General features: G+C 34.8%; 22 protein-coding genes and 1 pseudogene. 11 read left to right on the forward strand and 12 right to left on the reverse strand.

Annotated features, from left to right (window positions below; translation table 11 throughout):
• Positions 1 to 87: 87 nt before the first annotated feature.
• The 4 genes from FQU23_RS03360 to FQU23_RS03375 all read right to left on the reverse strand — a co-directional run bounded on the left by FQU23_RS03360 (position 88) and on the right by FQU23_RS03375 (position 4,726).
• A complete protein-coding gene (locus FQU23_RS03360) occupies positions 88 to 1,089 on the reverse strand; it encodes a vWA domain-containing protein (protein WP_132109119.1) in 1,002 nt (333 codons plus the stop codon).
• Positions 1,089 to 2,720: a protein BatD gene (locus FQU23_RS03365; protein ID WP_147672575.1), complete on the reverse strand. Its 1,632-nt coding sequence runs from the start codon at positions 2,718 to 2,720 to the stop codon at positions 1,089 to 1,091. Before FQU23_RS03365 ends, FQU23_RS03360 begins: the two co-directional genes overlap by 1 nt.
• Before the next feature lie 58 nt (positions 2,721 to 2,778).
• On the reverse strand, positions 2,779 to 3,642 hold the full coding sequence (locus FQU23_RS03370; protein WP_147672576.1) for a DUF58 domain-containing protein: 864 nt from the start codon (positions 3,640 to 3,642) through the stop codon (positions 2,779 to 2,781).
• A gap of 79 nt (positions 3,643 to 3,721) precedes the next feature.
• Positions 3,722 to 4,726 carry an AAA family ATPase gene (locus FQU23_RS03375; protein ID WP_147672577.1) on the reverse strand — a complete coding sequence of 335 codons (1,005 nt, stop codon included), beginning with the start codon at positions 4,724 to 4,726 and terminating at the stop codon, positions 3,722 to 3,724.
• Between the two features lie 212 nt (positions 4,727 to 4,938).
• Between FQU23_RS03375 and FQU23_RS03380 the strand changes: the two genes are divergently transcribed.
• Positions 4,939 to 5,811, forward strand: coding sequence for an aldo/keto reductase family oxidoreductase (locus tag FQU23_RS03380; RefSeq protein ID WP_147672578.1), 873 nt, complete (start codon positions 4,939 to 4,941; stop codon positions 5,809 to 5,811).
• A 74-nt stretch (positions 5,812 to 5,885) separates the two neighbouring features.
• Positions 5,886 to 6,638 (forward strand): SDR family NAD(P)-dependent oxidoreductase, encoded by a 753-nt coding sequence (locus FQU23_RS03385; protein ID WP_147672579.1) that lies wholly within the window; start codon positions 5,886 to 5,888, stop codon positions 6,636 to 6,638.
• Positions 6,639 to 6,733: 95 nt separating this feature from the next.
• Here the strand turns inward: FQU23_RS03385 and FQU23_RS03390 are convergent, their stop codons facing one another.
• Complete coding sequence (locus FQU23_RS03390) at positions 6,734 to 7,543, reverse strand: DUF4382 domain-containing protein (RefSeq protein ID WP_147672580.1); 810 nt, start codon at positions 7,541 to 7,543, stop codon at positions 6,734 to 6,736.
• Positions 7,544 to 7,635: 92 nt separating this feature from the next.
• Here FQU23_RS03390 and FQU23_RS03395 point away from each other — a divergent pair, with 92 nt between their 5' ends.
• The 3 genes from FQU23_RS03395 to FQU23_RS03405 all read left to right on the forward strand — a co-directional run bounded on the left by FQU23_RS03395 (position 7,636) and on the right by FQU23_RS03405 (position 10,755).
• The gene (locus tag FQU23_RS03395) at positions 7,636 to 8,784 is read left to right on the forward strand and encodes an ATP-binding protein (protein ID WP_147672581.1); all 1,149 of its coding nucleotides are present in this window, start codon (positions 7,636 to 7,638) and stop codon (positions 8,782 to 8,784) included.
• 697 nt (positions 8,785 to 9,481) lie between these two features.
• The gene (locus FQU23_RS03400; RefSeq protein ID WP_147672582.1) at positions 9,482 to 10,210 is read left to right on the forward strand and encodes a metallophosphoesterase; all 729 of its coding nucleotides are present in this window, start codon (positions 9,482 to 9,484) and stop codon (positions 10,208 to 10,210) included.
• 47 nt (positions 10,211 to 10,257) lie between these two features.
• Positions 10,258 to 10,755 (forward strand): DUF6646 family protein, encoded by a 498-nt coding sequence (locus FQU23_RS03405; RefSeq protein WP_147672583.1) that lies wholly within the window; start codon positions 10,258 to 10,260, stop codon positions 10,753 to 10,755.
• A gap of 81 nt (positions 10,756 to 10,836) precedes the next feature.
• Here FQU23_RS03405 and FQU23_RS03410 read toward each other — a convergent pair whose 3' ends face one another.
• From FQU23_RS03410 to FQU23_RS03420, 3 genes are all read right to left on the reverse strand, one after another.
• The gene (locus tag FQU23_RS03410; RefSeq protein WP_132109138.1) at positions 10,837 to 12,390 is read right to left on the reverse strand and encodes an aldehyde dehydrogenase family protein; all 1,554 of its coding nucleotides are present in this window, start codon (positions 12,388 to 12,390) and stop codon (positions 10,837 to 10,839) included.
• Between the two features lie 222 nt (positions 12,391 to 12,612).
• Positions 12,613 to 13,152 (reverse strand): 3-hydroxyanthranilate 3,4-dioxygenase, encoded by a 540-nt coding sequence (locus tag FQU23_RS03415; protein ID WP_147672584.1) that lies wholly within the window; start codon positions 13,150 to 13,152, stop codon positions 12,613 to 12,615.
• A 108-nt stretch (positions 13,153 to 13,260) separates the two neighbouring features.
• On the reverse strand, positions 13,261 to 14,358 hold the full coding sequence (locus FQU23_RS03420; RefSeq protein ID WP_147672585.1) for an endonuclease/exonuclease/phosphatase family protein: 1,098 nt from the start codon (positions 14,356 to 14,358) through the stop codon (positions 13,261 to 13,263).
• 165 nt (positions 14,359 to 14,523) lie between these two features.
• Here FQU23_RS03420 and FQU23_RS03425 point away from each other — a divergent pair, with 165 nt between their 5' ends.
• The 4 genes from FQU23_RS03425 (at position 14,524) to FQU23_RS03440 (ending at position 17,460) form a co-directional block, all read left to right on the forward strand.
• Positions 14,524 to 15,525 carry an LD-carboxypeptidase gene (locus FQU23_RS03425; protein ID WP_147672586.1) on the forward strand — a complete coding sequence of 334 codons (1,002 nt, stop codon included), beginning with the start codon at positions 14,524 to 14,526 and terminating at the stop codon, positions 15,523 to 15,525.
• A 145-nt stretch (positions 15,526 to 15,670) separates the two neighbouring features.
• Positions 15,671 to 16,030, forward strand: coding sequence for a YraN family protein (locus tag FQU23_RS03430; RefSeq protein ID WP_147672587.1), 360 nt, complete (start codon positions 15,671 to 15,673; stop codon positions 16,028 to 16,030).
• A gap of 116 nt (positions 16,031 to 16,146) precedes the next feature.
• Positions 16,147 to 16,803 carry an aspartate kinase gene (locus FQU23_RS03435; RefSeq protein WP_147672588.1) on the forward strand — a complete coding sequence of 219 codons (657 nt, stop codon included), beginning with the start codon at positions 16,147 to 16,149 and terminating at the stop codon, positions 16,801 to 16,803.
• Positions 16,804 to 16,851: 48 nt separating this feature from the next.
• Positions 16,852 to 17,460, forward strand: coding sequence for a hypothetical protein (locus FQU23_RS03440; protein ID WP_147672589.1), 609 nt, complete (start codon positions 16,852 to 16,854; stop codon positions 17,458 to 17,460).
• Between the two features lie 70 nt (positions 17,461 to 17,530).
• On the opposite strand, the gene mfd is transcribed toward FQU23_RS03440, so the two are convergent.
• A complete protein-coding gene (gene mfd, locus FQU23_RS03445) occupies positions 17,531 to 20,899 on the reverse strand; it encodes a transcription-repair coupling factor (protein ID WP_147672590.1) in 3,369 nt (1,122 codons plus the stop codon).
• Positions 20,892 to 21,503 (reverse strand): hypothetical protein, encoded by a 612-nt coding sequence (locus FQU23_RS03450; RefSeq protein ID WP_147672591.1) that lies wholly within the window; start codon positions 21,501 to 21,503, stop codon positions 20,892 to 20,894. Before FQU23_RS03450 ends, mfd begins: the two co-directional genes overlap by 8 nt.
• A 315-nt stretch (positions 21,504 to 21,818) precedes the next feature.
• On the opposite strand from FQU23_RS03450, the gene FQU23_RS03455 reads away from it, so the two are divergent.
• Positions 21,819 to 22,757 carry an L-threonine 3-dehydrogenase gene (locus FQU23_RS03455; RefSeq protein ID WP_147672592.1) on the forward strand — a complete coding sequence of 313 codons (939 nt, stop codon included), beginning with the start codon at positions 21,819 to 21,821 and terminating at the stop codon, positions 22,755 to 22,757.
• A gap of 183 nt (positions 22,758 to 22,940) precedes the next feature.
• Here FQU23_RS03455 and FQU23_RS03460 read toward each other — a convergent pair whose 3' ends face one another.
• Together FQU23_RS03460 and FQU23_RS03465 are read right to left on the reverse strand one after the other, a co-directional pair.
• Positions 22,941 to 23,411, reverse strand: coding sequence for a hypothetical protein (locus FQU23_RS03460; protein ID WP_147672593.1), 471 nt, complete (start codon positions 23,409 to 23,411; stop codon positions 22,941 to 22,943).
• On the reverse strand, positions 23,399 to 24,832 hold the full coding sequence (locus FQU23_RS03465) for a hypothetical protein (protein ID WP_147672594.1): 1,434 nt from the start codon (positions 24,830 to 24,832) through the stop codon (positions 23,399 to 23,401). The genes FQU23_RS03460 and FQU23_RS03465 overlap by 13 nt, the downstream gene beginning before the upstream one ends.
• 170 nt (positions 24,833 to 25,002) lie before the next feature.
• Between FQU23_RS03465 and FQU23_RS16140 the strand changes: the two are divergent.
• Positions 25,003 to 25,158 (forward strand): annotated as a pseudogene (locus tag FQU23_RS16140) (NAD-dependent epimerase); the annotation flags it as partial.
• Positions 25,159 to 25,212: the final 54 nt, after the last annotated feature.

Consider the following 25,212-nt stretch of genomic DNA (forward strand, 5'->3'; position numbering starts at 1 on the left):
ATAGTTACTCTTTAATAAATTTACAGTTTTCACAAAAAAAATTCACAACCAGTCTTCCTCCCCTTCGGGAGGGATGGGGTGGGAATCCTATATAAAACTTCTATACACAGTATTCCTTAGTCCAATCTCAGCTAATAATAAAAAAGCCGCAAGCCATACAAAAGACCTGTATTTTTCATCATAGTCATAAAACTTTAATTCTTCGATTTCTGTCGTTTCTAATTTATTGATCTCTGCATAAATTTCAGCCAATTTACTATTGCTAGTCGCTCTAAAGTAACGTCCATCAGTTTTTAAAGCGATACTTTTCATCAATTTTTCATCAATTTCGACTTTCATCATTTGGAATAAAAACTGACCGTTCGGACCTATAGCATAAGGCGACTCGGCCATACCGTTACTCCCAATTCCTATGGTATACACTTTTATGCCATATTGTTTTGCGATATCTGCAGCTGTTTCTGGTTCAATAAAACCTGCGTTATTCACCCCATCAGTCAGAAGTATAATTACTTTACTCTTGGCTTTACTGTCTTTTAAACGGTTAACTGCAGTAGCTAATCCCATTCCTATTCCAGTTCCATCCTGCAAAACATTATCGTATTTTATTCCCCTGATAGCCTCCAGAACAACGGCCTTATCGCTAGTAACAGGTGTTTTTGTATAAGCTTCAGAAGCATAAACGACAAGCCCTATTCTATCATTAGGTCTCTCATCTGCAAAATCAGCTGCTACTCGTTTCAGCGCTTCCATTCGGTTCGGTTTCAAATCTTTGGCAAGCATACTCCCTGAAACGTCAATTGCCATTACAATATCAATCCCTTTTGTCGTTTTTGTTTTGTTACTAATATCAACCGTTCTAGGCCTAGCCATCGCCACAATCAAAGAGCTCAACGCTACTAATCTTAATACACTCAAATAAGGTTTAAGCTTTACTAACAAAGACTCCGATGATTTAAAACCTTTGACTGAACTTATTTTTAAAGTCGCAGATTGGTGGTTTCTTTTCACAAACAACCAAAAAATGGCAATTGGAATCAAAAGAAACAACCAGAAAAACTCAGGATTTAAAAATGTGATATTTCCCATTATTTACTTAATTGTATTAATTCGACAGAGCTCAAAACTCGGTCTGAAATTTCATTCGCATATGAATCTGCTTCTTCGTGGAAAAGCATTATTTGCTGTAGTCCGCCTTCTTGACTGAACAATATTATTTCATAGTACAGTTTTTCACTGCTTTTCGAGTTAACATCAAATCTCGAGAAGGATCCGTATGATTTTAAACCGCTTACACCTTCTTTAGTATCAAAATCTTCTTGCTTCACAATCATATTTTGGGCTCCTTGTGACTCTAACGTCTGTAAAGTAACTTCCATCGATTTCTTCAAATCTATTTGAGCGTCCTGTTTGTATTTAATGGTGGAGACCATCAAATAAAAATTATCCAGAAAACTACCATAAGCAAATGATTGCATTTCTTTAACGAGCTGCAATCCGTCTTTAGGAAGTGATTTTGTTAAATCAATTCGCTTCAGCACTTTTGGTGTTTCAATAGTCACACCGGGATTTCCGTAGGTACTTGTTATCCACTCCCCTTCCAATAATTCTTTAGTTGGGTGACCTATTATCGTATCTTTTACATAGTCAAAACCTCTGGTTACAACAAAATAAGTCATTGTTGCTAACAATAAGAAAACAACCGAAGCGACTGCAATCAGTATGCGTTGGCTTCTTTTTTTCTTTAATTGAATTTGGATCTGTTTTTGTTTTTGTGCTTCATTCAATAAAGTATCTTCTTCGATTTCGATTTCTACAGGAATGGAGCTATCGAGTGTTAAAATTGCTTTTTGTATTTTATTTCGATCCTCAGTAATTTCATAATCTAAAGGCTTAGATTTAGCAAACTTCACTAAATCAGCTTGTTTTAAAACGCGCTCTAGATTTTCTATCATCTCTTGCGAAAGCGTCATCTTCTTTCTAACAGAAGCAGCTCTAAGCCCAACAATCAACTCTGAAGTTGTGCTTTCCATAGCTGGAATATCTATCGCTTCTTCGATATAATTACGGGCAATATCCGTCAATTCACTATAATACGCCTTTACTTCCCCTTTTTGCCAAAGTTCCTTTTGTTCTAAGGAATTCAGTAAGCTTGTTGCTTTCTCTATTGGTGTTTTATACACCTCTTCTTCAATCTTTTTCTTTTGTTGTTTCTTAACAAACCAATACACTAATGCACCAATTCCAAGTATAAGCGCGATGATCAAAAGGTATTTCCACCAGTCACCAATTGAACTCTTCACTGGAACGATGTCTTTTATGTCATACATCTTTTGTTTTAAAGTGTCCACCTGAACATTTGCCACTTCCACCAAAATTGAATCCGTTAAATAAGGCTTGTTATTAACGAGAATCTTTATACTCGGAATCGTATATCTCCCAGAATCAAATTGTGTTAGTCCGTATTTCTTGATTAATTCATAACGATCATTATTCCTGATCGTGTCTATGGGATAAGACTGAATCACTTCGAGCGCTCCAATGTTTTTTAGATTTGGAAATTTAACTTTAGAAAAAGTATCCACCGACGTTTTCACCGTTAGTTTAAACTCGGCGCCAATTTTGTTCTTAGTCGTATCAATGCTTGTTACCAATCGCTTTTGCTGAGCAAAAAAGGAAGTTGATAGAAGCAATAAAAGTAAATAAAAGTGTTTTTTCATGTTTTTTGAAACATTTGTTTTTCAACTCCTTCCCTATGGGGAGGCTGGGTGGGAATATTTACCTCGATTTAAAATAGCCTAATAATTTAGTTACATAACTTTCGTCAACTCTAGTGTTTACAACGCCAGCACCTGACTTACTGAATGTTTCCTTGAAATAATTTAATTTCTCATTATAATATTTCTCGTAGTTAAATCGAACGGTTTTAGAACTGGTATCAATTAATTGTATTTGTCCTGTTTCCGCATCGAGCATCGACACCATTCCTACATTTGGCATTTGTTGTTCTCGAATATCATATACTCGAATTCCTGTAATATCATGTTTTTTAGATGCGATTTTCAAGGTATGTTCATAATCTTCCGACATAAAATCAGAGATAACAAATACAATCGCTTTCTTTTTCTGAGTGCTGGATAAAAATTTTAAAGCTTGAGCAATATCCGTTTTATGACTTTTAGGTTCAAATTCGATTAATTCTCGAATGATACGCAAGACGTGTGATCTCCCTTTCTTTGGTGGAATATATAATTCAATTTGGTCTGAAAATAAAATCAACCCTATTTTATCATTATTCTGTGTTGCCGAAAATGCCATTGTTGCGGCTATCTCAGTAACAATATCTTTTTTAAATTGGTTTTTAGAACCAAAACTTTCCGAACCTGAGATATCCACCATCAACATCATGGTCAATTCACGCTCTTCTTCAAAGACTTTTACATGAGCTTCATTGTAACGTGCCGTAACATTCCAGTCAATATTTCGAATGTCATCTCCATATTGATACTGGCGTACTTCACTAAAAGTCATTCCGCGCCCCTTGAAAGAGGTGTGATATTCCCCCGAAAAGATGTGATCACTCAATCTTCGGGTTTTTATCTCTATTTTTCGTACTTTTTTTAAAAGCTCTTTTGTATCCATTTTTTTAGTAATTAGTAATTAGTGAATAGTGAATAGTAACAAACCAAGGCTAATTACTATTCACTTATTACTATTCACTTTATGGTACTTCAACTTCGTTTATAATTTTATTGATAATATCAACAGACGTAATGCTTTCCGCTTCTGCCTCATAAGTAACCCCAATTCTATGACGCAAAACATCGTGAACCACGGCGCGAACATCTTCTGGAATTACATAACCACGTCGTTTTATAAAAGCATAACATTTGGCCGCATTAGCTAAATTGATACTTCCACGTGGGGAAGCTCCAAAACTGATTAACGGTTTCAAATCTGCCAATTTATATTTCTCTGGGTAACGAGTGGCGAAAATTATATCAAGAATATACTTCTCGATTTTTTCGTCCATATACACTTCGCGAACCGCTTCTTGTGCTCTTAGAATTTGTTCTACAGATACAACTTGGTTTACTTTCTCGTAGCTTCCTTTTAAATTTTGACGAACAACCATGCGTTCTTCATCCATTTTAGGGTAGTCAATAACTGTTTTTAACATAAAACGATCGACCTGTGCCTCTGGAAGTTGGTATGTTCCTTCTTGTTCAATTGGGTTTTGAGTTGCTAAAACTAAGAAAGGTCTGTCTAGTTTAAAAGTAGTGTCACCAATGGTCACTTGCTTTTCCTGCATCGCTTCTAGTAATGCCGATTGCACTTTGGCTGGTGCACGGTTAATCTCATCTGCAAGAACGAAATTAGCAAAAATAGGTCCTTTTTTTATGGAGAATTCATTTTGCTTAATGTTGTAAATCATCGTTCCTACAACATCTGCTGGCAATAAATCTGGTGTAAATTGAATCCTGCTGAACGATCCATGTACCGCTTGTGCAAGTGTATTTATAGCTAGCGTCTTTGCTAATCCCGGAACTCCTTCAAGTAAAATATGCCCTTGTCCTAGAAGTCCGATCAATAATCGCTCAACCATGTGCTTTTGACCCACAATCACTTTATTCATTTCCATTGTCAAGAGGTCGATAAATGCGCTCTCTCTTTCTATTTTTTCATTGATTGCTCTAATGTCTAAAGTCGATGTATTTTCTTCCATATTGCTATATTTAAAACCTTGTATTTAATGCCTTCTATTTGAGAGTGCAAATTGAATTTTTTTTTAGAGGTAAGATGTTAAAAAATGGTTAAAACTTCTAATAAACCTCTAATTTTAAGGACTAATTATGATACAATTTTCTTATTTTTAAGAACTTTGAAAAATATATCTGGAATTAGGGAAATTCCGGATTTCCGTAAAAAATAAAAAACATGAGTAAAACGATATTATCGCCTATTATTGCTGGCACAATGAATTGGGGAGTCTGGGATAAAAACCTAACCTCAAAGGAAATGGAAAACATAATCCATGTGTGTTTAGAAAACAAAATTACCACCTTTGACCATGCCGATATTTATGGCAATTATACCACTGAAGCCGACTTCGGAAAAGCATTTGCTTCAAGCAAAATAGCTAGAGAAAAAATGCAGTTAATTTCTAAGTGTGGGATCCAAATGCTAGCTGAAAACCGAGACAATAGAATTAAGCATTATGACTATTCTAAGTCACACATTATCTGGTCTGTGGAACAATCACTAAAGAATTTACAGACGGATTATTTAGATGTTTTTTTGCTTCACAGGCCCAGTCCGCTGATGCAAGCAGATGAAATTGCCGAAGCGGTAGAAAAACTAAAGTCAGAGGGGAAAATTATCGATTTTGGACTCTCGAATTTTACTAGTTCGCAAACGGAATTAATTCGTCAAAAAACAGAAGTAAGCTACAATCAGGTGCAATTCTCGGCAACTAATTTTGAGCCTATGCTTGACGGAAGTTTTGATTATATGCAGTTAAACAACATTCGTCCCATGTCATGGAATCCTTTAGGAATTGTTTTCAGAAACGATATTCCACAAACACATCGTTTAAAAAAAATATTAGCAACATTAGTTTCAAAATACAGTCTGGGTGCTGATACAATTTTACTCGCTTGGGTATTAAAACATCCGGCAAAAGTAATTCCTATCGCAGGAACCGTAAATGTCGCGAGAATACAATCCTTGATCAAAGCAGTTGAATTAGATCTTGAAAAAGAAGATTGGTTTACCATCTGGGCAGAAAGTATGGGAGAAGATGTACCTTAAATTAATGGCAGATTACAGTTCTAAAAAGATAAAAATGAAATCTGAAAGTATTGATTTCGAAAGAAATAAAAATCATGAGTAAAACAGCCTTAATAACCGGTGCAACAAGCGGAATTGGTAAAGCGACCGCACAAATATTAGCAAAAAATAACTATAAAATAATCCTGTGCGGAAGACGTGAAGATAGAATGGCGGAACTTGAAAAAGAACTTTCACAACTTACAGCCGTACATTCCTTGCTTTTTGATGTACGCGATAAACAAGCAGTTTCTGATTGTATCGCTTCTTTACCTGCAGCCTTTGCTACAATTGATATTCTCATCAACAACGCTGGAAACGCACATGGCTTAGACCCTATTCAGTCTGGTAATTTAGACGACTGGGACGCGATGATTGATATCAACGTAAAAGGACTATTATATGTTTCGAAAGCCATTATTCCACAAATGATCGAAAGAAAATCTGGTCATATCATTAATATCGGTTCCACTGCGGCTAAAGAAGTATACCCAAACGGAAATGTATACTGCGCCTCAAAACATGCGGTCGACGCCTTAAATCAAGGTATGCGTATTGATTTAAATCCGTTCAACATACGAGTAGGCGCCATTCATCCCGGAATGGTAGAAACTGAATTTAGCGAGGTACGTTTTAAGGGAGACACAGATAGAGCTGATAAGGTGTATCAAGGGTTCACGCCTTTGCAAGCTGAAGATATTGCTGATATTATTCACTTTGTTGTGTCCAGACCTTATCATGTCAATATTGCTGATTTAGTTGTAATGAGTACTGCGCAAGCTTCTTCTACAATAGTAAAAAGAGATTAATCTAATTTACAGCAATAAAATAAAAAAGAGGATTAAATTCAACATCAATTGAATTTAATCCTCTTTTTTATTATCTAATAATTATAGCTCTATTTTTATAAGGAAATAGCACCCATATTAGTCATCGTTCCATTAACAACTACGATCCCTGGAACCGTTTTAATCGCTTTTCCTGATGCTATTTCTGGAGTTAAAGTAACAGTGTAAGTTCCCGCAGGGATACCATTTAGCTGAAACACTCCCAATTCATTGGCATAAGCCGTAACCTCAACATCACCCACTTGAACAGAGGCCATGACCTGAAAGCCTGTCAAAACAGGATTAATAGTACCGTTGATTACTCCTGAAGTTGCAGTAGTAGAAACTCTAATAACTGGATGTAAATTAAAATTACCCGAACTACCTGCTTGTACAACAATCGAATGTTTCACATCAAAATCCAACAAAAAATCATAGGCAGCTCCTGCAACTAATGTTTGATTAATCTTTAATTTTAACCCGGATTGTTGTGCGCTTGGCGTCTTCAAAGGATAGCTTACACCATTCTTAACAACAGTGTTATTCTCACCTAAAAGCAATCGAACTTGCCCTAAAAAACCAGAAGGCACCAGATTATCAGCTAACAATACATTTACTCCACCCGTTAGCTCTAATAAATTATATATTTTCGGAGAAACATTTCCTATACTTACCCAGCCTTTACTGTCATTATCATCTGTAGCTGCCTTTATCAGAACATCACGTACATCGATATTTACAGCATCATAATCCCCAGGAGCATCTGTCATTCGAACTGAAACTCTAGAAGTTTGTGCCGAATCATCACTTGAATTACAACCTATAATTGACAACAACATAAATACTATTACACTAAAACTTACTACATAAAATTTAATCTTTTTCATATCTTTCCATTATTTAAATTTTGTTACTTTTAATAACGCTTAAATTTAAGATTTAGTACAATTTTAATAGCGATTCTAAACTTTTTTAGCATATGATCAACAAACGTCTTCTTATAAAAAACCTGCTCGCCCAAAATGATGAGAGTAGCTTTTATGATAAAAAACGCCAGTTGAACTTGCACACTCGGGAAGGAAAAGCAAAATTTTTAAAACACATTTGCGCTTTATCTAATTCTAATCCTGCCAATAATTCCTATATCGTGGTGGGAGTAGAAGATCTAGACAATGAAATCGTGGGCGTGGATTTTTTTGATGACAGCCACATTCAGAATTTAGTGAATGCTTATTTAGAACACCCACCTAAAATTCAATACGAAAACGTGCCTTTCCCAAACTTGCCAAAAGACAAAGTAATTGGGCTAGTGACCATAAAACCAAAAAACAATTCCTCCTATTTTAAAAAAGGGATCCATACGATTCTTATCAATAGCGTCTTTATTAGGCACGGCAGTAATACCATGCCAACGGAAGAAAAAATCAAAAAGAATTTTCAAAACTCAGAAACCGTAATTGGGATAGAGAACAATGCCCGAAATAATATAGAATATACCTTGGACGGCGTATTTGATTTTATGAATTTTCGCCATAAAGACATGGCTCCAAAGTATAAAGTATTCAAAGAATTATTTGTGATTTGCTGGGCAGGAATTCCAAAAAAAGTACGTGATAAAACATTTTTGTCCCGTGTTGACATCGAACTGATTAATGAGCAGGTAAAATTGTTTTATTCCGCTCAAGATGTTGTTACCATTACTTTTGACGACCACACGTTTACAATTACTGAATATGTTTCTTTGGGTTTGAATGACAAAACGAGTTATTATCCATTAGAGAAACAAACCATCTATTTTTATGAAAACGGCTATTATAAAATAGAAAATGAGATGCTTTTCCAACCACCGGAATTCAGCCGAAAAATGCTTTATCATATTTACAACTCTAATATTGCTTTGCTGGCGAAACTAAAAAAAGGACTGACATTAACAACGAGCGAACGCAAGGATCTAGAAAATGTACCCTCAACATTTATGATTTGTTATCTCAACGGATTTGAAGAGGCCAAAGAAAAATTAGTGGATGCCAAACCGTACTTAAAACCTTTTCCTCAAATCTATTTGTCCTTTAAAGAGGCCATGCGAATCTTGAGAAAAATGAAGTATGATGTAAAGAAGAAAACATAAGAAAGTTTACTTAGTTTTAGAAGTTTTAAACTGAAATGTATCTATAGCTCCTTAATGAATCGAAGTAGGAATTTCAAAAAAATAATGATACGACTTATAGAAAGACATCAATAATACTGATGTCCTTTAAAAAAAAATACTAAAGCGAGGCTTTAAAAATGCCAGACTGCTAGAAAAAGTTCATTGATGAAACTCGCAACCATTCGAATAATTAAAAGCGACAAAACGATAAGTGTATTCATTGCAGATTTTTTTTGTGAAATTACTTTAAAACATCACGCTAAACAATCACTAAATATAGTGATATTTTGCAAACCAAAAATAGCGATTTTATTTCAAAATCAACACATTATAGAAAGAAAACTATAAATTTACCCGTGTGGTCGAAGCCCAATTTGTCCAATATTGCTATCCAATCACTTTCTTATTGGTGAATTCTGGTTTTTATCGAATTGAATACATTTTCTTTGGTAAAAAATAGAGTTAATAACAATGGCTATTAATTATTACACTTCAACTAAACGCTTTAAAGACAATGAAAAAGCAATTTTACTATTTTACCGATTTCTGTCCTAATTTATTTTAAAGATAAAAAACGAATAAAAAACCAACTCTTCCCAACTCTTTTCCTTATTTTTATGCTTTAAAAGCAGCGACAGTCCTGCTGTTTATATAATCCAGATTGACCAAACACAAAATGAGAACATTAGTTATAGGTGATATTCACGGAGGCTTGCGTGCACTACACCAAATTATGGAAAGAGCCAAAGTTACTGCAGAAGACACCCTGATTTTTTTAGGAGATTACGTGGATGGCTGGAGTCAGTCGCCACAAGTTCTTGACTACTTGATTGAATTGAATACGACACATAATTGTGTATTTATAAGAGGCAATCATGATGAATTGTTACTTCATTGGCTAAAAGATGGTCAAGACGACAATGAACTATGGTATAAACATGGTGGAGAAGCAACAGTTTTAGCTTATGAAAAAGTAGATGCTACCACTAAAAACCTTCATATTGAATTCTTACACTCCTTGCAAAACTACTATCTTGATGATAAGAAACGTCTGTTTGTTCACGCAGGGTTTACAAATATGAACGGAGTGCAGTATGAGTATTATCCTGAACCATTTTATTGGGATAGAACTTTATGGGAAACAGCCTTGTCTTTAGATCGAAGCATAAAACCCAACGATTTACTCTATCCAAAACGATTGATTCTATACGACGAAATCTACATAGGCCATACTCCAGTAACGCGCATTGGTAAGACAGAACCCGTGCAAATGGCTTGTGTTTGGAATATAGATACAGGCGCCGCTTTCAAAGGGCCTTTGACCATTTTGAATGTAGACACAAAGGACTTCTGGCAAAGCGAACCCCTGTACACTTTGTATTTTGACGAAAAAGGTCGGAATTAAAATTTAATGTTCTAATTTTGTATGAATTGTATTAAACATTTAAAAATATGAAAAAAGTAATCACATTATTATTACTAACGTCCGTATGGCTTACCAACGCACAAGCTTTTAAAGGAAATGGAGATGTAAAAGGCCAGGTAGGTTTAAACCTGCAAAATGGTGGTACAGGACTTTACCTATCTTCTGATTTTGGTATTGGCGAAAATATGTCTTTGGGACTAACTGCTAATTATTTATTATCTGTTGCTTCTGATGATTTAGGAAACGAACCAGACTTTGGAGACCGTATCGATTTTAAAGCGCGATTTAATGCTAACCTAGGAAACGTGTTTCAATTAGATCCAAAAATGGATGTTTACCCAGGTTTAGATGTTGGCTTAAGAAATTTTGGTGGACATCTTGGTTTCCGTTATTTCTTTACCGAAGGTTTTGGATTATTTAGTGAAGCTGGATTTCCTATCGCCAAATATGACAAAAACACAACTGGTTTTGAACATTTAAACAACCAGTTTGTTGTAAATATCGGTATGTCATTTAATTTGTAACAAAAACGAATTATTCGAAAAATAAAAAAAGGGCAATTTGAAATTTTCAAATTGCCCTTTTTTGTGTTTAAATGCTTTATACTACAAGTCGAATTTTATTCCTTGTGCCAATGGCAAGGAAGTTCCGTAATTGATAGTATTGGTTTGACGACGCATGTACACTTTCCATGCATCTGAGCCTGACTCACGTCCGCCACCTGTTTCTTTTTCTCCTCCAAAAGCACCACCAATTTCCGCACCAGATGTTCCGATGTTTACATTAGCAATTCCACAATCTGATCCTGCAACAGATAAGAAATGCTCTGCTTCTCTTAAATTGTTTGTCATAATAGCAGAAGATAATCCTTGTGCCACTCCGTTTTGAACGTCAACTGCATTTTCTACAGTTCCCGAATATTTCAATAAATACAATACTGGAGCAAAAGTTTCATGTTGCACGATTTCGAATGAATTGTCTGCTTCTGCAATCGCAGGTTTAACGTAACACCCACTTTCGTATCCTTCTCCTGAAAGCACACCACCTTCAACAAGAATTTTCCCGCCTTGTTCTACTACTTTAGTCAACGCTCTATTGTACATTTCAACTGCATGAGTATCGATTAGTGGACCCACGTGATTGTTTTCGTCTAATGGGTTTCCGATGCTAAGTTGTTTGTAAGCCGCCACAACAGCATCTTTAACTTTATCGTAAATACTTTCGTGTATTATTAAACGACGTGTAGAAGTACATCTTTGCCCTGCAGTTCCTACAGCTCCAAAAACAGCTCCAATAACAGTCATTTTTATATCAGCATCCGGTGTAACGATAATAGCATTGTTTCCTCCTAATTCTAATAATGATCTTCCCAAACGACCCGCTACAGTTTGCGCCACGATTTTCCCCATTCGAGTAGAACCAGTCGCCGAAATTAACGGTACACGTTTGTCATTAGTCATCATTTCACCCACTTTGTAATCTCCGTTTATCAAACAAGAAATTCCTTCTGGAAGATTATTTTCTTTAATTACTTCAGCAATTATATTTTGACAGGCAATTCCACATAGAGGTGTTTTCTCTGATGGTTTCCAAACACAAACATCACCAGCTATCCAAGCTAAAGCCGTATTCCAAGCCCAAACTGCTACTGGAAAGTTAAACGCCGAGATAATCCCTACAACTCCCAATGGATGATATTGCTCATACATTCTATGTTGCGGACGCTCTGAATGCATTGTTAATCCGTGTAGTTGACGAGAAAGACCCACGGCAAAATCACAGATATCAATCATCTCTTGCACTTCACCATATCCTTCTTGTAATGATTTCCCCATTTCGTAAGAAACTAATTTACCTAAAGCCTCTTTATTTTTACGTAATTTCTCTCCAAACTGACGCACGATTTCACCACGTTGCGGTGCTGGCATCAAACGGAATGTTTTGAAAGCTTCGGTAGCTGACTGCATTACCTTTTCGTAATCTGCCGCAGTAGAAGTTTTAACTTTCGCTATCAATTGACCATCTACAGGAGAATAGCTTTCAAGAATTTCTCCGCTTGAAAAGTGATTTAACCCTGTTGAAGTTCCTTCATTTATGTCCTTTATGCCCAATTGTGCCAAAGCCTCTTTCATTCCGAATTGATTTGCTATTGTTATCATTGTAACTTTTTTGTTATAAATTGTTATATTATTTTCGTAAAGATATTGTTTAAAGTATTATTATGCAACGATCATTTTATAAAATATCCATAAGAAGAGACAGTATTTTATTAAATACGACTTCTTCTACACAATTCTTCCCGACTAAAATTTTTTAGATTTATGCGTAAAAATTTACAGCTACAGAAGTAGCCCGTAAACAAAGTAGGGCTTTGATTTTACTTACTTAGTAGCTATGAATCGAGCATCTGCCTCCATCACAGTTCCGCAGTTACTGCATGTTCGCAATGCTTCAGATTTGTAGAAATTTTCAAAATGAGGCAAAAAGTCTTTTTCAATATCCTTTAATTCAAAGTATACTTCATGCAGTTTATGGTTACAGTTTTCACAAAACCATAATAAGCCGTCAGTATAGCCCTGATTTTCCCTTTTTCGTTCGATCACTAAACCAATAGAATTCTCTGATCGCACTGGAGAATGTGGCGTTTTTGCTGGGTGCAAGTACATATCACCAGCCTGAAGTTCTAAAACATTGCGCTGGCCGTCTTCTTGTGTAATGACTTGAATAGTTCCTTCTAATTGATAAAACAACTCTTCCGTCTCATTATAGTGAAAGTCTTTTCGAGCATTTGGCCCGCCAACAATCATCACAATATAATCACCAGAATCTACATATAAGTTTTTATTCCCTACAGGCGGCTTCAGTAATTGACGGTTTTCATCAATCCATTTATTAAGGTTGAAAGGTTTTGAAATTGCCATTTTTTTCGAATTATTAAATTAATGATCCGCTAAGTTACTAAAAAGTCTCTAGCGGTCTAGTGTATAAAAACAGAAAGTATAGCAACGCGTTTCTACTACAGAATTTTTTTACTGAACTTCCTTTATAAGATAAATATAAACCGGGAAATGATCACTGAAACCAACTTCGTTGACCGAATGTCGTTTTGGATATCCTTTATATTGACCTGAAGTTTGTATTAAAAAAGACTTATTGTATATCCCCGCTTTCCAATAACTAAAGGAGGAAAAATCATTCCTGATAAGCGACTGCGAAACCATAATTTGATCAAAAATATCCCATGAATCCCGATATGCGATTGTCCCTAAGCCTTTTTTAGCCATCTCCTCAAAAGGATTGTATATTCCAAAGGGGAGAACCTCGGCTTTACTAGCTTTTGCACCAAGGCCAACTTTTACACTCTTATTATAAGGACCATCATTTAAATCTCCCATCGTTAAGACTTTTGCATTTGGATTTATTTGCTGCAAAGAATCAATTATTATTCTGTTTAAAGCTCCTGCGGCTTCACGAAACGGACTAGATTTCTTCTCTCCACCGGAGCGTGACGGCCAGTGATTGACTATAATATTAATTTCTTCGCCATCTAAAAACCCCGTTACCAAAAGCTGATCGCGGGTAAAAACACGATTATTATAATAGTTTATGGCTAAACTATCGTCTGTTTTTTCGCCTGATTCAACTTTATTCAACGATTCTTTTTTATAAACTATTAGGGGAATATTGGTGTAGGTTGTCGGTCGGAAATACTTCTTTTGATATAAAAGCGCTACGTCTATCCCTCTTTTGTCTGGAGATTCAAAATGGATGATTCCGTAGTCTCTATCAATAAGGTTTGTTTCCTTTATTAAATCTTCCAAAACCCCTCTGTTCTCTATTTCGCAACCCCCAATAAAAGTAGGTGAATTGGTGTTTTCTGAAGAACCTATTTCGAGTAAAACTCGAGAAAGATTCTGTAGTTTTTGCTTGTACTTTTTGGTAGTCCATTTCTGAGCTCCCTTTGGTGTCCATTCATCATCATCTGTATTAGGATCGTTTATGGTGTCAAAAAGGTTTTCGAAATTATAAAATGCAACGGTATGGATTGCATATTTCTTTTGTTGACCAAGTACGTGCGCTATTGGAACAATAAAAAACAACATCAGAAATAATTGTGCAAATCTCATACTTAAAATGTGAAAAGTTCTTATACCCTAACAATCAGTGACTCTACTAGTAAAAATACTTCATTTTAATATCAATCCTTTAATTATTTTCGAAATTCATTATCTTTGGTTTTTAGTCCATTTATTTGACTTCCATTATTCTAACTATTCTCGAAAAACAAAAATATGCGTACTACCCGATTTTGGTCTATAAACAGTAGTTTTGGTTTTTATAAAGCCTTACTTTTATTTTTTGTTTTACAATCGTTCAACAGTCAAGCCCATACAAAAATGACAACACCACCCATTTTAAAAAAAGGAGATACCATTGCAATTTTGGCTACAGCCCGAAAAAATATTGATGACAACCTACAACCTGCAATAGATTTATTGCACAGTTGGGGACTAGAAGTTGTTATAGGAAACACAATTGGTTTAGACGAAAATCAACTGGCAGGAACTGATGCTCAAAGAGCAGCCGATTTACAGAAGCAATTAGACAACCCAAATATTAAAGCGATATGGTGTGTAAAAGGCGGCTATGGCACCGTTAGAATAATCGACTTACTCAATTTTACAAAATTTAAACAAAGCCCAAAATGGATTGTTGGTTTTAGCGATATCACGGTTTTGCACAACCATTTAAACACCATGGGATATAAAACCATACACGGGATTATGCCTGTAACGTTTCCTAGAGCAACTCCTGAGGCCGTTCAAAGTTTAAAACTAGCCTTATTTGGAAATCCAATCCGTTACGAAATTGCTCCAGACGCAATGAATCGATTTGGAACTGCTACGGGAGAATTAGTAGGTGGAAACTTATCAATTCTCTACAGTTTACTAGGTTCGGATTCGGCTATTGACTGCAAGGATAAAATTTTATTTATCGAAGATTTAGATGAATACCTGTATCATATAGATCGCATGATGATGAATTTAAAGCGCAATGGCTGCCTAGAAAATATAAAAGGAATAATTGTAGGATCTATGAATAAGATGAGAGATAACGATATTCCATGGGGAAAAAATGCACTTGAAATTATTGAAGATGTCACTAAACAATATAAAATTCCGGTTGTTTATAATTTCCCCGCAGGACACATTCGCGACAATAGAGCACTAGTCTTAGGAAGTGTAGTTCGTCTTGATGTTAGTGCTGAAAAGAGTGTTTTAGAATTTAAATAAAGGAATCATCTCCTCCCGATAATTATCGGGAAGAGACGAAACTAGGTGGAAATAGATTACAGACGTGTCTTAGTACATTTGTTTTGTAAGCTGAAAACACTAAAAAAACTAAAACGTGGAAACTGAATACTGATTACTAACAAAAATGGCTGAACACAACGATCTTGGGAAATTTGGAGAGGAAATGGCAGTTGAATTTCTTCAGAAAAACGGATATCTTATCTTAGATACCAATTGGACTTTTCAAAAAGCCGAAATTGATATCATTGCGAGAAAAGAAAATACACTAGCAATTGTCGAAGTAAAAACCCGTTCCTCGCTAGAATTTGGCTTGCCACAGGATTTTGTGAAACCCAAAAAAATTCAGCTACTCGTAAAAGCGGTTAACGAATACGTAAATCAAAAAAACCTTGATGTAGAAGTTCGTTTTGACATCATAGCCATTCATAAAGACGATAAATCTTTTGTTATTGAGCACCTTATAGATGCATTTTATCATTTTTAAAGAAAATATATCAATGTTATATTTGTAACAAAATGTTTTTTTATTTATATTTGCGTCTTATTTTATTTCGCCCAATAAAAATTTACTGTTCTAACCAGACAAAAAACATTAAAATTATGAAAACTGTTTCTTCCATTGTTGAAAATTACATCAAAACAAAACCTTTCCTTTTAAACGCACTCTCTCTTGGAATCATTAATCTGACGTCGCTATCTAGAAATATAATGTCAGAATTAGAAAGTGAATTTGGCAAAGAAGTAAAACAAGGTGCAGTTGTAATGTCGTTAAAACGGCTAACTGAAGAACTGGATTTTAGATTAAATCACAAAATAAATAAAGTAATAAAAAACATAGGAGAGATAACCGTACGGTCTGCTTTGACTGACTATGCTTTCTCAATTTCGGAAACGGTATTGAACAAGCAAGGCGAATTAATAGCAGATATTAATGCTTTGCCTGATGTGTTTTATACTTCATCTAGAGGAGTAAATGAAATCAATATTGTAGTAAGCAATAGTGTTAATCACTTAGTGGACAAGCATTTTGCAAATGAAAAATTGATCCAAAAATTAGACAATTTAGCATCAATCACCGTTAAATTACCTAAAGAAAATATTATTGTTCCAGGTATTTATTATTTCATCTTTCAGCGATTAGCTTGGGAAGGAATCATCATCAATGAAGTTATCTCAACTTCTAATGAGTTTACTATTTTAGTAAGTGAAGAACAAGTAGATGTTGCTTTTAAAGTAATCAAGGATTTGAAGAATTAAACATAGCTAGCCTTTGAAAGGCTGGAAGCTTTTAACACCGTAACTCTTATGAATCCAATTCCTCTTGAAAACGGTAAATACTATCATATTTATAATAGAGGTAATAATGGAATTAACTTGTTCTATAATATCGAAAACTATATTCATTTTCTGAGGTTATACGACAAATATATTGACCCAATAGCTGAAACTTATGCTTGGTGTTTGATGAAAAATCATTTTCACATTCTGGTTTACATTAAAGAAACAGAAGAGATTGATATTACAAAATTAGAATACTCATCAACTGATAAACCAAAAGCAATAAGTGCTTCAAAACAGTTTTCAAATTTGTTCAACGCCTATACTTTAGCGATGAATAAACGATATACAAGGACTGGTAGTTTATTTGAAAAAAATTTTAAGAGAAAAGTAGTTACTTCTGACACCTATTTCCAAAAACTTATTTTTTATATCCACAATAACCCTGTTCACCATAAGTTTACAGAAACCATTATAGAATACCCATGGACTTCCTATGGAACAATCCTTTCGACACAAAAGACCAAATTACAAAGAGATAAAATTATAGAATCATTTCATGATTTGGAAAACTTTAAATATTATCACAGCATTAATCAAGATTTAGATGAAATCGAAGATTTGATTATGGAATAAATACGAAAAAGCTTCCAGCCTTTTGAAGGCTGGAAGCTTTGTTTTTAAAAGGCTGGAAACCTTATTTTAATCACTTCCCTCCCAGCATCTCCATCAACTCTAATGCTCTTCTGGTCGATTTTACATTGTCAAAAGTCAGTAACAATCTTAGACCATTCTTCGTTTCTTTTTCTTTTATTTTACAGATTGAACTATTTTTAGTAACAAAATCCATGACTGATGTAAAGCGTTTCGACTGGTAATAATCAGATTGTTGATCAGATACAAAATATCCAATCATTTTGCCTTGTTTCATAACAAGTTTTTCAATTCCTACTTGTGTAGCAATCCACTTTATGCGAATACTATTCATTAAAGCAATTGCTCGTGGTGGCATAGGTCCAAAACGGTCAATCAATTTTGACTGGAAAACTTGCAGTTCCTCTTCGTTTTTAACTGCTGATAATTCACTATACAAACTCAATCGTTCACTTATGTTATTGATGTACTCATCAGAGAATAACAACTCAAAGTCCGTGTCAATTTGCAGGTCTTTTACATATTCTTTGGTTTCAATATCATTCTCAACAGGATATAAATCCTTGAATTCATTTTCCTTCAACTCCTCAATGGCTTCATTCATGATTTTCTGATAGGTATCAAAACCTATTTCGTTGATAAAACCACTTTGCTCACCACCTAATAAATCTCCAGCACCACGAATTTCTAAATCTTTCATCGCAATATTAAATCCGCTACCTAGTTCACTAAATTGTTCCAAAGCCTGAATTCGCTTTCTAGCATCGTCTGTCATCGCTGAATATGGCGGGCAGATAAAATAGCAAAATGCTTTTTTATTGCTACGTCCTACACGTCCACGCATTTGATGCAAGTCTGACAAACCAAAATTATTGGCGTTATTAATAAAAATCGTATTTGCATTAGGAACATCTAAGCCGCTTTCGATAATTGTGGTTGCCACCAAAACATCAAATTCACCGTTCATGAAAGCCAACATCAATTCTTCCAGCTTCTTTCCTTCCATCTGGCCGTGACCAATTCCAACTCTGGCATTCGGTACCAAACGTTGAATCATTCCGGCGACTTCTTTTATGTTTTCGATTCTATTATTGATAAAAAACACTTGTCCGTTACGCTGAATCTCATACGAAATCGCATCCCGAATCATCTCTTCACTAAAACCAACAACATTAGTTTCAATAGGATAACGATTGGGTGGCGGTGTCGTAATTACCGACAAATCTCGTGCTGCCATCAAAGAGAATTGCAAGGTTCTCGGAATTGGCGTTGCAGTCAATGTGAGCGTATCCACGTTAGCGGCAATTGTTTTTAATTTGTCTTTTACGTTGACACCAAATTTTTGTTCTTCATCAACAATCAGTAATCCAAGATCTTTAAAAACTACATTTTTATTAACTAATTGATGCGTCCCGATAACGATATCTAGTTTTCCCTCAGCTAACTCTTTTAGCGTTTCCGCTTTTTGTTTGGCTGTTCTAAATCGGTTTAAGTAACCGATGGTAACTGGCATATCTTTTAATCGCTCGGTAAAAGTTCTATAATGCTGGTAGGCTAAAATGGTTGTAGGAACTAGAATTGCGACTTGCTTGCTATTATCCACAGCTTTAAAAGCAGCACGAATAGCAACTTCAGTTTTACCAAAACCTACATCACCACATACTAATCGATCCATAGGACGGTCGCTTTCCATATCGGCTTTTACCTCCTGCGTTGACTTGGTTTGATCCGGTGTATCCTCATAAATAAAGGAACTTTCTAATTCGTTTTGCAAATAACTATCTTTCGAAAACTGGAATCCTTTATCCAATCGTCTTTTCGCATACAGCTGAATCAAATTGAATGCAACATGCTTAACCCTAGCCTTAGTTTTTTGTTTTAAAACTTTCCAAGCATTCGAACCCAACTTATAAATTTTGGGTGGTGTTCCGTCTTTACCGGTATATTTTGAGATTTTGTGTAGTGAATGAATGCTCACATACACAATATCATTATCAGCATAAACCAGTTTTATGGCCTCCTGAGTCTTATTCTCGACTTGTATTTTTTGCAAACCTCCAAAACGTCCTATTCCATGATCGATGTGCGTTACATAATCCCCAACGGAAAGCGTGGTCAATTCTTTTAAGGTGATATTTTGCTTTTTCGAATAGCTACTCTTAATGTTGAATTTATGGTAGCGCTCAAAAATTTGATGATCTGTATAGCAGGTGATTTGGTTTTCCTCGTCAATAAAACCCTGATATAAAGGCAATACAATAGTATTATATTGCTTTCGAATATCCTCTGAATTTGTTTCGTCTAAACTTTCGAAAATATCATGAAATCGCTTTGCTTGAGCCTCATTAGAACAAAATAAATAATTTTTGTATCCGTTGAACTGATTTTCACTCAAATTATTCAACAACAAATCGAATTGTTTATTGAACGACGGCTGCGGTAAAATGTGGAATTCCCATTTCTTAGCGATCTTAAAAATGGGATTTGTGCTCAATTCAATTATCGAAAAATCTAAGGCTCTTTTTATAAAAGTGCTTTGATTTAAAAACAACTGATCCGGTGTGGAACGTTTTATTTCTTGTGACAATTTCTCAAACGCTTCTTCTGCTCTTGCAAACTGCTTGTCTAATTGAGTAAAAAGATCTTCAGTATTTTGAATGAAAATCACTGTTTTCTCTGAAATATAATCCAGAAAGCTTTCTCTGTTTTCCTGAAAAACCTTGTTCTCTACATTTGGGATTATCGTAATTTTCTTCTGCTTTTCTATAGACAGCTGTGTCGCCACATCAAAGCTACGAATGCTTTCTACCTCATCACCAAAAAACTCAATTCGGTACGGATTATCATTCGAAAAAGAAAATACATCGACGATTCCTCCACGAACAGAAAACTCGCCCGGTTCTGTAATAAAATCTACTCTTTTGAATTCATATTCGAATAAAACCTCGTTGATAAAATCAATAGATATTTTATCTCCAACCGTCACTTTTAAAGTGTTTTTCTCCAAATCTTTACGAGTCACCACTTTTTCAAATAGCGCTTCGGGATAACTTACTATTACAGCAGGTTTCTTGCGGGAATTAATTCGGTTAAGCACTTCGGCGCGAAGCAAAACATTAGCATTATCAGTATCTTCAATTTGGTATGGACGACGGTACGAACCTGGAAAAAACAGCACGTTTTTTTCACCAATCATTTGTTCCAAATCGTTCAAATAATAAGCTGCTTCCTCTTTATTGTTTAAAATAACTAAGAATGGAGCGTCGACTTTTTTAAAAAGTGCACGCACAACAAAAGATACCGATGATCCCAACAAGCCATCAAGATGTAATTTTGGTTGATTATCTTCCTGCAAGCGGTCAACAATTTGTTGCACTTTAGGTGAATTATCGAAGGTGTTATATAAGGCAGTTTTACTCAACTCTAGAAATATTTTGATCGTTTATTACAGGACTACTTTCTGGAATGGCTCTGGAGGCATCCATCATTTTCTTAAGTTCGGATTCTCCTTCTTCTAAAGGAATTTTACTTTTCTCCACAATTATATCCATTTGACGCTGTAGGGAAGCCAACTCTTTATTGATTTCAGCAATGAGAACCACCACTTTTTTATCTGGAATATTGTCCAAATGAATGTACAAGTCTAACAATCTCACTTTAGTAATTAGTGTTGAGATTCGGCTTTTTATTTGCGGTTTGTCAAATTGTAACGGCAAATTCTCGTTCAACGCCATCGCTTTTTTAGAAATGGCTGTTGATTTTTGTTGAAATGCGCCAATAGTCTTATTAGGTTTTTGGGCTAATTCAGCCAAAAACAGACGAAGCTCATTCCAGCTACCTACACTTTCTTCTGCAGCTGTGTTGATGGGTGTGTCATAAAAAACCCAGCCTTTTTTTATATTCGAAAAAATGACTTCCTTTTTCTTGGCGTCTTTTTCATTCTCTGCTATCCTTTTTTGGTTATCATCTTTACAAGAAGAAAGGAAAATAAGCAGAAAAAGAAAGGATACTATTTTATATTTCATAGGGATGTTTTAAGTTCTTTTGTGGCTTCTAATGTAATTAGTGCAGGCGATTTCTTCTCGAGGTATAAAATCTCTCAGGCTCATTTCATTGCGATTACAAGGAAGCGCAAAGTTACAAAGTAAATTTATAATTACAGATTCGAAATTACAAATTAGAATTCGACGTAAAACGCTACATTTCCAGCATCAAAATTGCCAAAATCCCGAATAGAAAATTACTATTTCTGGCGTTTTTATATTGGATTTACAATCCAGTAGGAACACTGCGAATACATTTGTAAAATAGTTATCTTTGTGCTTCAAAAACAATCAATAATGAGCACGAAAATATTAATTATAGGCGCTTGTGGCCAAATAGGAACCGAGTTAACCCATTCATTAAGAAAAATATACGGAACTGATAATGTCATCGCTTCGGATATTAGAAAATTAAATAACGACGTTGTAAATTCAGGTCCTTTTGAAGTAGTAAACGCATTAGATTTCAATCAGATTGAGCATCTTGTGGAACTTCATCAAATTGATGAAGTTTATTTGATGGCAGCGTTACTATCAGCTACAGCTGAGAAAAATCCTGCTTTTGCTTGGGATTTAAATATGAATTCTTTGTTTCACGTCTTGAATTTGGCGAAAGCCGGAAAAATTAAAAAGATATTCTGGCCATCGAGTATTGCAGTTTTTGGACCTACAACACCAAAAGAAAACACGCCGCAATATACAATAATGGAGCCGTCAACAGTTTACGGAATTAGCAAACAAGCGGGCGAAAGATGGTGTGAGTATTACCACAATATATTTGGGGTGGATGTAAGAAGCATCCGTTATCCTGGACTAATCAGTTATTCTTCGCCTCCTGGTGGTGGAACTACCGATTATGCCGTTGATATTTTCCATAAAGCACTTTCTGATAATACTTACGAATGCTTTTTATCTTCGGAAACTAAAATGCCAATGATGTATATGGATGATGCTATTGCGGCAACAATCCAGATTATGCAAGCCCCAGTTGAGGAAATAAAAATTCGTTCTTCATACAATCTTGCAGCAATGAGTTTCACGCCAACAGAAATTGCGGCTGAAATCAAAAAACACGTCCCGGATTTTACTATTACTTACGAACCAGACTTCCGTCAAAAAATTGCTGACAGCTGGCCAGCAAGTATTGATGATAGTGAAGCTAGAGCAGATTGGAACTGGAATCACAAATTTGATTTGGAATCTATGACAAAAGACATGCTGGAGCATTTAAAATAGTCCGGAAAAATAAGAATTTAAAAAAAGTCTAGCTTGAAAAACTAGACTTTTTTTGTTTGAAAGCAATTTATCAACTTGAATTACGAGTAAATGATTCAGGAGATATTTGCGTAGTAATCTGCGCTATAAAGGAACACTTCGGAGAGCAGAGCTTACAGTAGAGTCTTTATATAACCACTATTTTTATTCTTCAGATAAATAGTATGTTTTCCATTTTAAATAAGTGCCGTCTTTTAATTTATGAATTATATAAACACTACTAGTACATTGATAATTATTACTTTGAAATTCTTTTAGTGTTATATAGTTTATTCCTTCTAAAGTTTTTAATTTCTCAGGTTTTTCTGGTTTAGGAGAAAAAATAGTAGAACTATAAAGAGTGAAAATAAATGTAGGAATACCTAGACTAGTCGCAAGACCATTTTTAGATTTTCTAACTCCTTCCTCTCTCGCATGCTTAGTTTCATATCCCTTAAGGTAAAAACTAAATTCAGCTTTTGTCATTGATTTATTAATACAGTAATGTGCTAAAGAAATATCTTTAAAATCAATCAAAACTGTTGTATATTCTTGTTTCTTCATTTCTTGTGAAAACAAGAAATAAAAGCACCCCAAACAAAGAATTGTTATTGTTTTTTTTGTTATTGTTGACATGGCGGATTTGAATTTTGAAAATTAATAATTATATCCACAATTTTTTTGCGCTGAGTTTGAGTCAAATTTTTCCAAGCAACGGTTGGAGATGGTGGTAACAAAGTAACACTATCAAAATTGCCCCCCTTTCCCATTAATCCACTCCAAGCTAACGCATCATAAAACTCTATTGAATGCTGATTATTATCATATTGTTGCAAAACTTTAACTATTACGTCTCTAGAATGTTGTGCCATCAACTCGTGTTGCGTATTTGTGGGTTGTTGTCCCGGAGCGACATTATATTCATATCTTGTATAATATTCAGTAAGTCCGGGATAATCATTTTTTATACTAGTTATAAAATCAGCAGACCAAGGAATGTTGCCCTGTTTAGCAAGAGATAATAATTTTCTATATATTTCAGCATGTAGTAATTCGTGGAAAAACGTTCTCGCAATATCTAACTCTGGTCTTTTCAATTGATCTGGATTAAACATAATATTAATTAAATAATCCACAGGTTCATAAGTTATTGCAGTTGTTGAAGGAGGGTAAGCAGGGTCAACCCCAACGCTTAGTCTCAAATTAGCACCTTTAAAATCAACATCAAATTTGTTTAATTGATTTTTAAAAGTTGAAGACGCTTCTAGTTTATCATATACGCCTTTTAAACAAGGATTATTTGTGAAAGAAGGATCAATGATTATCTCTTTGGGATGATTATTTGTGCCTATAGAAGTACCATGCGGATAGTCATAATGGTTATGATAATTTGCATTGCTGCTGCCTCCTGTGCTTACCCATACGTATTCAGATGAAGTATAATTATAAGTCGAGTGAGTATAGGTATATACACCTTGACTATAATTACTTGTCTGATAATAGTCGGTATAATGCTGTGTTCTGGTGAACATCCAAAAGCCACCAGTATCACCTCCAATGGAAGGTTCTTTAGCCGTTATGCTACTCGCTAACTTGTCTTTATTCAAAAATTTACTTATTACCCTCCCTTTTTTATATGCTATCATTTTGGTGTTTTCTCCATTAAGATTATAGTGATAAAGCGTTCCTGAAAATGAATAAGGAGAGGAATGACTTATAAGATCGATTGGATCTGATTCGCTGGAAAGGAATTTTATTATTTCAAATTTCCAAGGCTCAGTACCGTTTCTAGATGCTAAGAGTTTATATTTAACAGCTAATTTGAATTTTCCATTATCCAGTGAGGCGTTTACTATAAAAGAGGTGTTGAATTCATAAACTTTAGTGTCAGAAATTGTATCCTTATTTATATTTAAAACAAAATCATTCCAATCAACAACAAGATTATTTTTAATAAAATCATCATCAAAATTGGCTAAAGAAAATTTGTTTTGCAGTTGTTGCCTTTCTATTAGTTCAATTTCTTTTGAGTCATCATTAGTACAAGAACAAAACAAAATAATTAAGAAAATTCCTAAGTAAATGGGGGGGGGTAAGTAGTTTTTTTATCATAATGATTTGGTTAAGAGAAAGCTGCTTAAATGGTCTAGCTTTTGCTAATGTAAGAAAAATATTCTTTACAAATATTACCAAGGATAATTTTTTATTGATATTTACCTGAAGATTACAATTTACGATCACTTATGAGCCAGACTTCCGTCAAAAAATTGCTGACAGCTGGCCTGCCAGTATTGATGATAGCGAAGCCAGAGCAGATTGGAACTGGAACCATAAATTTGATTTGGAATCCATGACGGTAGACATGCTGGAGCATTTAAAATAATCCAGAAAATAAGAACATAAAAAAAAGTCTAGCTTAAAAAACTAGACTTTTTTT

The sequence above is a fragment of the Flavobacterium sp. XN-5 genome, from assembly GCF_008033395.2.
Lineage (GTDB): Bacteria > Bacteroidota > Bacteroidia > Flavobacteriales > Flavobacteriaceae > Flavobacterium > Flavobacterium hiemivividum.

Excerpts from the sequence above, each read along its gene's own strand:
- FQU23_RS03410 (WP_132109138.1), bottom strand. The coding sequence starts at position 12,390 with ATGATAACAATAGCAAATCAATTCGGAATGAAAGAGGCTTTGGCACAA.
- FQU23_RS03370 (WP_147672576.1), bottom strand. The coding sequence starts at position 3,642 with ATGGATACAAAAGAGCTTTTAAAAAAAGTACGAAAAATAGAGATAAAA.
- FQU23_RS03455 (WP_147672592.1), top strand. The coding sequence starts at position 21,819 with ATGAGCACGAAAATATTAATTATAGGCGCTTGTGGCCAAATAGGAACC.
- FQU23_RS03375 (WP_147672577.1), bottom strand. The coding sequence starts at position 4,726 with ATGGAAGAAAATACATCGACTTTAGACATTAGAGCAATCAATGAAAAA.
- FQU23_RS03460 (WP_147672593.1), bottom strand. The coding sequence starts at position 23,411 with ATGTCAACAATAACAAAAAAAACAATAACAATTCTTTGTTTGGGGTGC.
- FQU23_RS03380 (WP_147672578.1), top strand. The coding sequence starts at position 4,939 with ATGAGTAAAACGATATTATCGCCTATTATTGCTGGCACAATGAATTGG.
- FQU23_RS03405 (WP_147672583.1), top strand. The coding sequence starts at position 10,258 with ATGAAAAAAGTAATCACATTATTATTACTAACGTCCGTATGGCTTACC.
- FQU23_RS03435 (WP_147672588.1), top strand. The coding sequence starts at position 16,147 with ATGAAAACTGTTTCTTCCATTGTTGAAAATTACATCAAAACAAAACCT.
- FQU23_RS03415 (WP_147672584.1), bottom strand. The coding sequence starts at position 13,152 with ATGGCAATTTCAAAACCTTTCAACCTTAATAAATGGATTGATGAAAAC.
- FQU23_RS03450 (WP_147672591.1), bottom strand. The coding sequence starts at position 21,503 with ATGAAATATAAAATAGTATCCTTTCTTTTTCTGCTTATTTTCCTTTCT.
- FQU23_RS03430 (WP_147672587.1), top strand. The coding sequence starts at position 15,671 with ATGGCTGAACACAACGATCTTGGGAAATTTGGAGAGGAAATGGCAGTT.
- FQU23_RS03395 (WP_147672581.1), top strand. The coding sequence starts at position 7,636 with ATGATCAACAAACGTCTTCTTATAAAAAACCTGCTCGCCCAAAATGAT.
- FQU23_RS03365 (WP_147672575.1), bottom strand. The coding sequence starts at position 2,720 with ATGAAAAAACACTTTTATTTACTTTTATTGCTTCTATCAACTTCCTTT.
- FQU23_RS03385 (WP_147672579.1), top strand. The coding sequence starts at position 5,886 with ATGAGTAAAACAGCCTTAATAACCGGTGCAACAAGCGGAATTGGTAAA.
- FQU23_RS03440 (WP_147672589.1), top strand. The coding sequence starts at position 16,852 with ATGAATCCAATTCCTCTTGAAAACGGTAAATACTATCATATTTATAAT.
- FQU23_RS03400 (WP_147672582.1), top strand. The coding sequence starts at position 9,482 with ATGAGAACATTAGTTATAGGTGATATTCACGGAGGCTTGCGTGCACTA.
- FQU23_RS03420 (WP_147672585.1), bottom strand. The coding sequence starts at position 14,358 with ATGAGATTTGCACAATTATTTCTGATGTTGTTTTTTATTGTTCCAATA.
- FQU23_RS03360 (WP_132109119.1), bottom strand. The coding sequence starts at position 1,089 with ATGGGAAATATCACATTTTTAAATCCTGAGTTTTTCTGGTTGTTTCTT.
- FQU23_RS03425 (WP_147672586.1), top strand. The coding sequence starts at position 14,524 with ATGCGTACTACCCGATTTTGGTCTATAAACAGTAGTTTTGGTTTTTAT.
- FQU23_RS03390 (WP_147672580.1), bottom strand. The coding sequence starts at position 7,543 with ATGAAAAAGATTAAATTTTATGTAGTAAGTTTTAGTGTAATAGTATTT.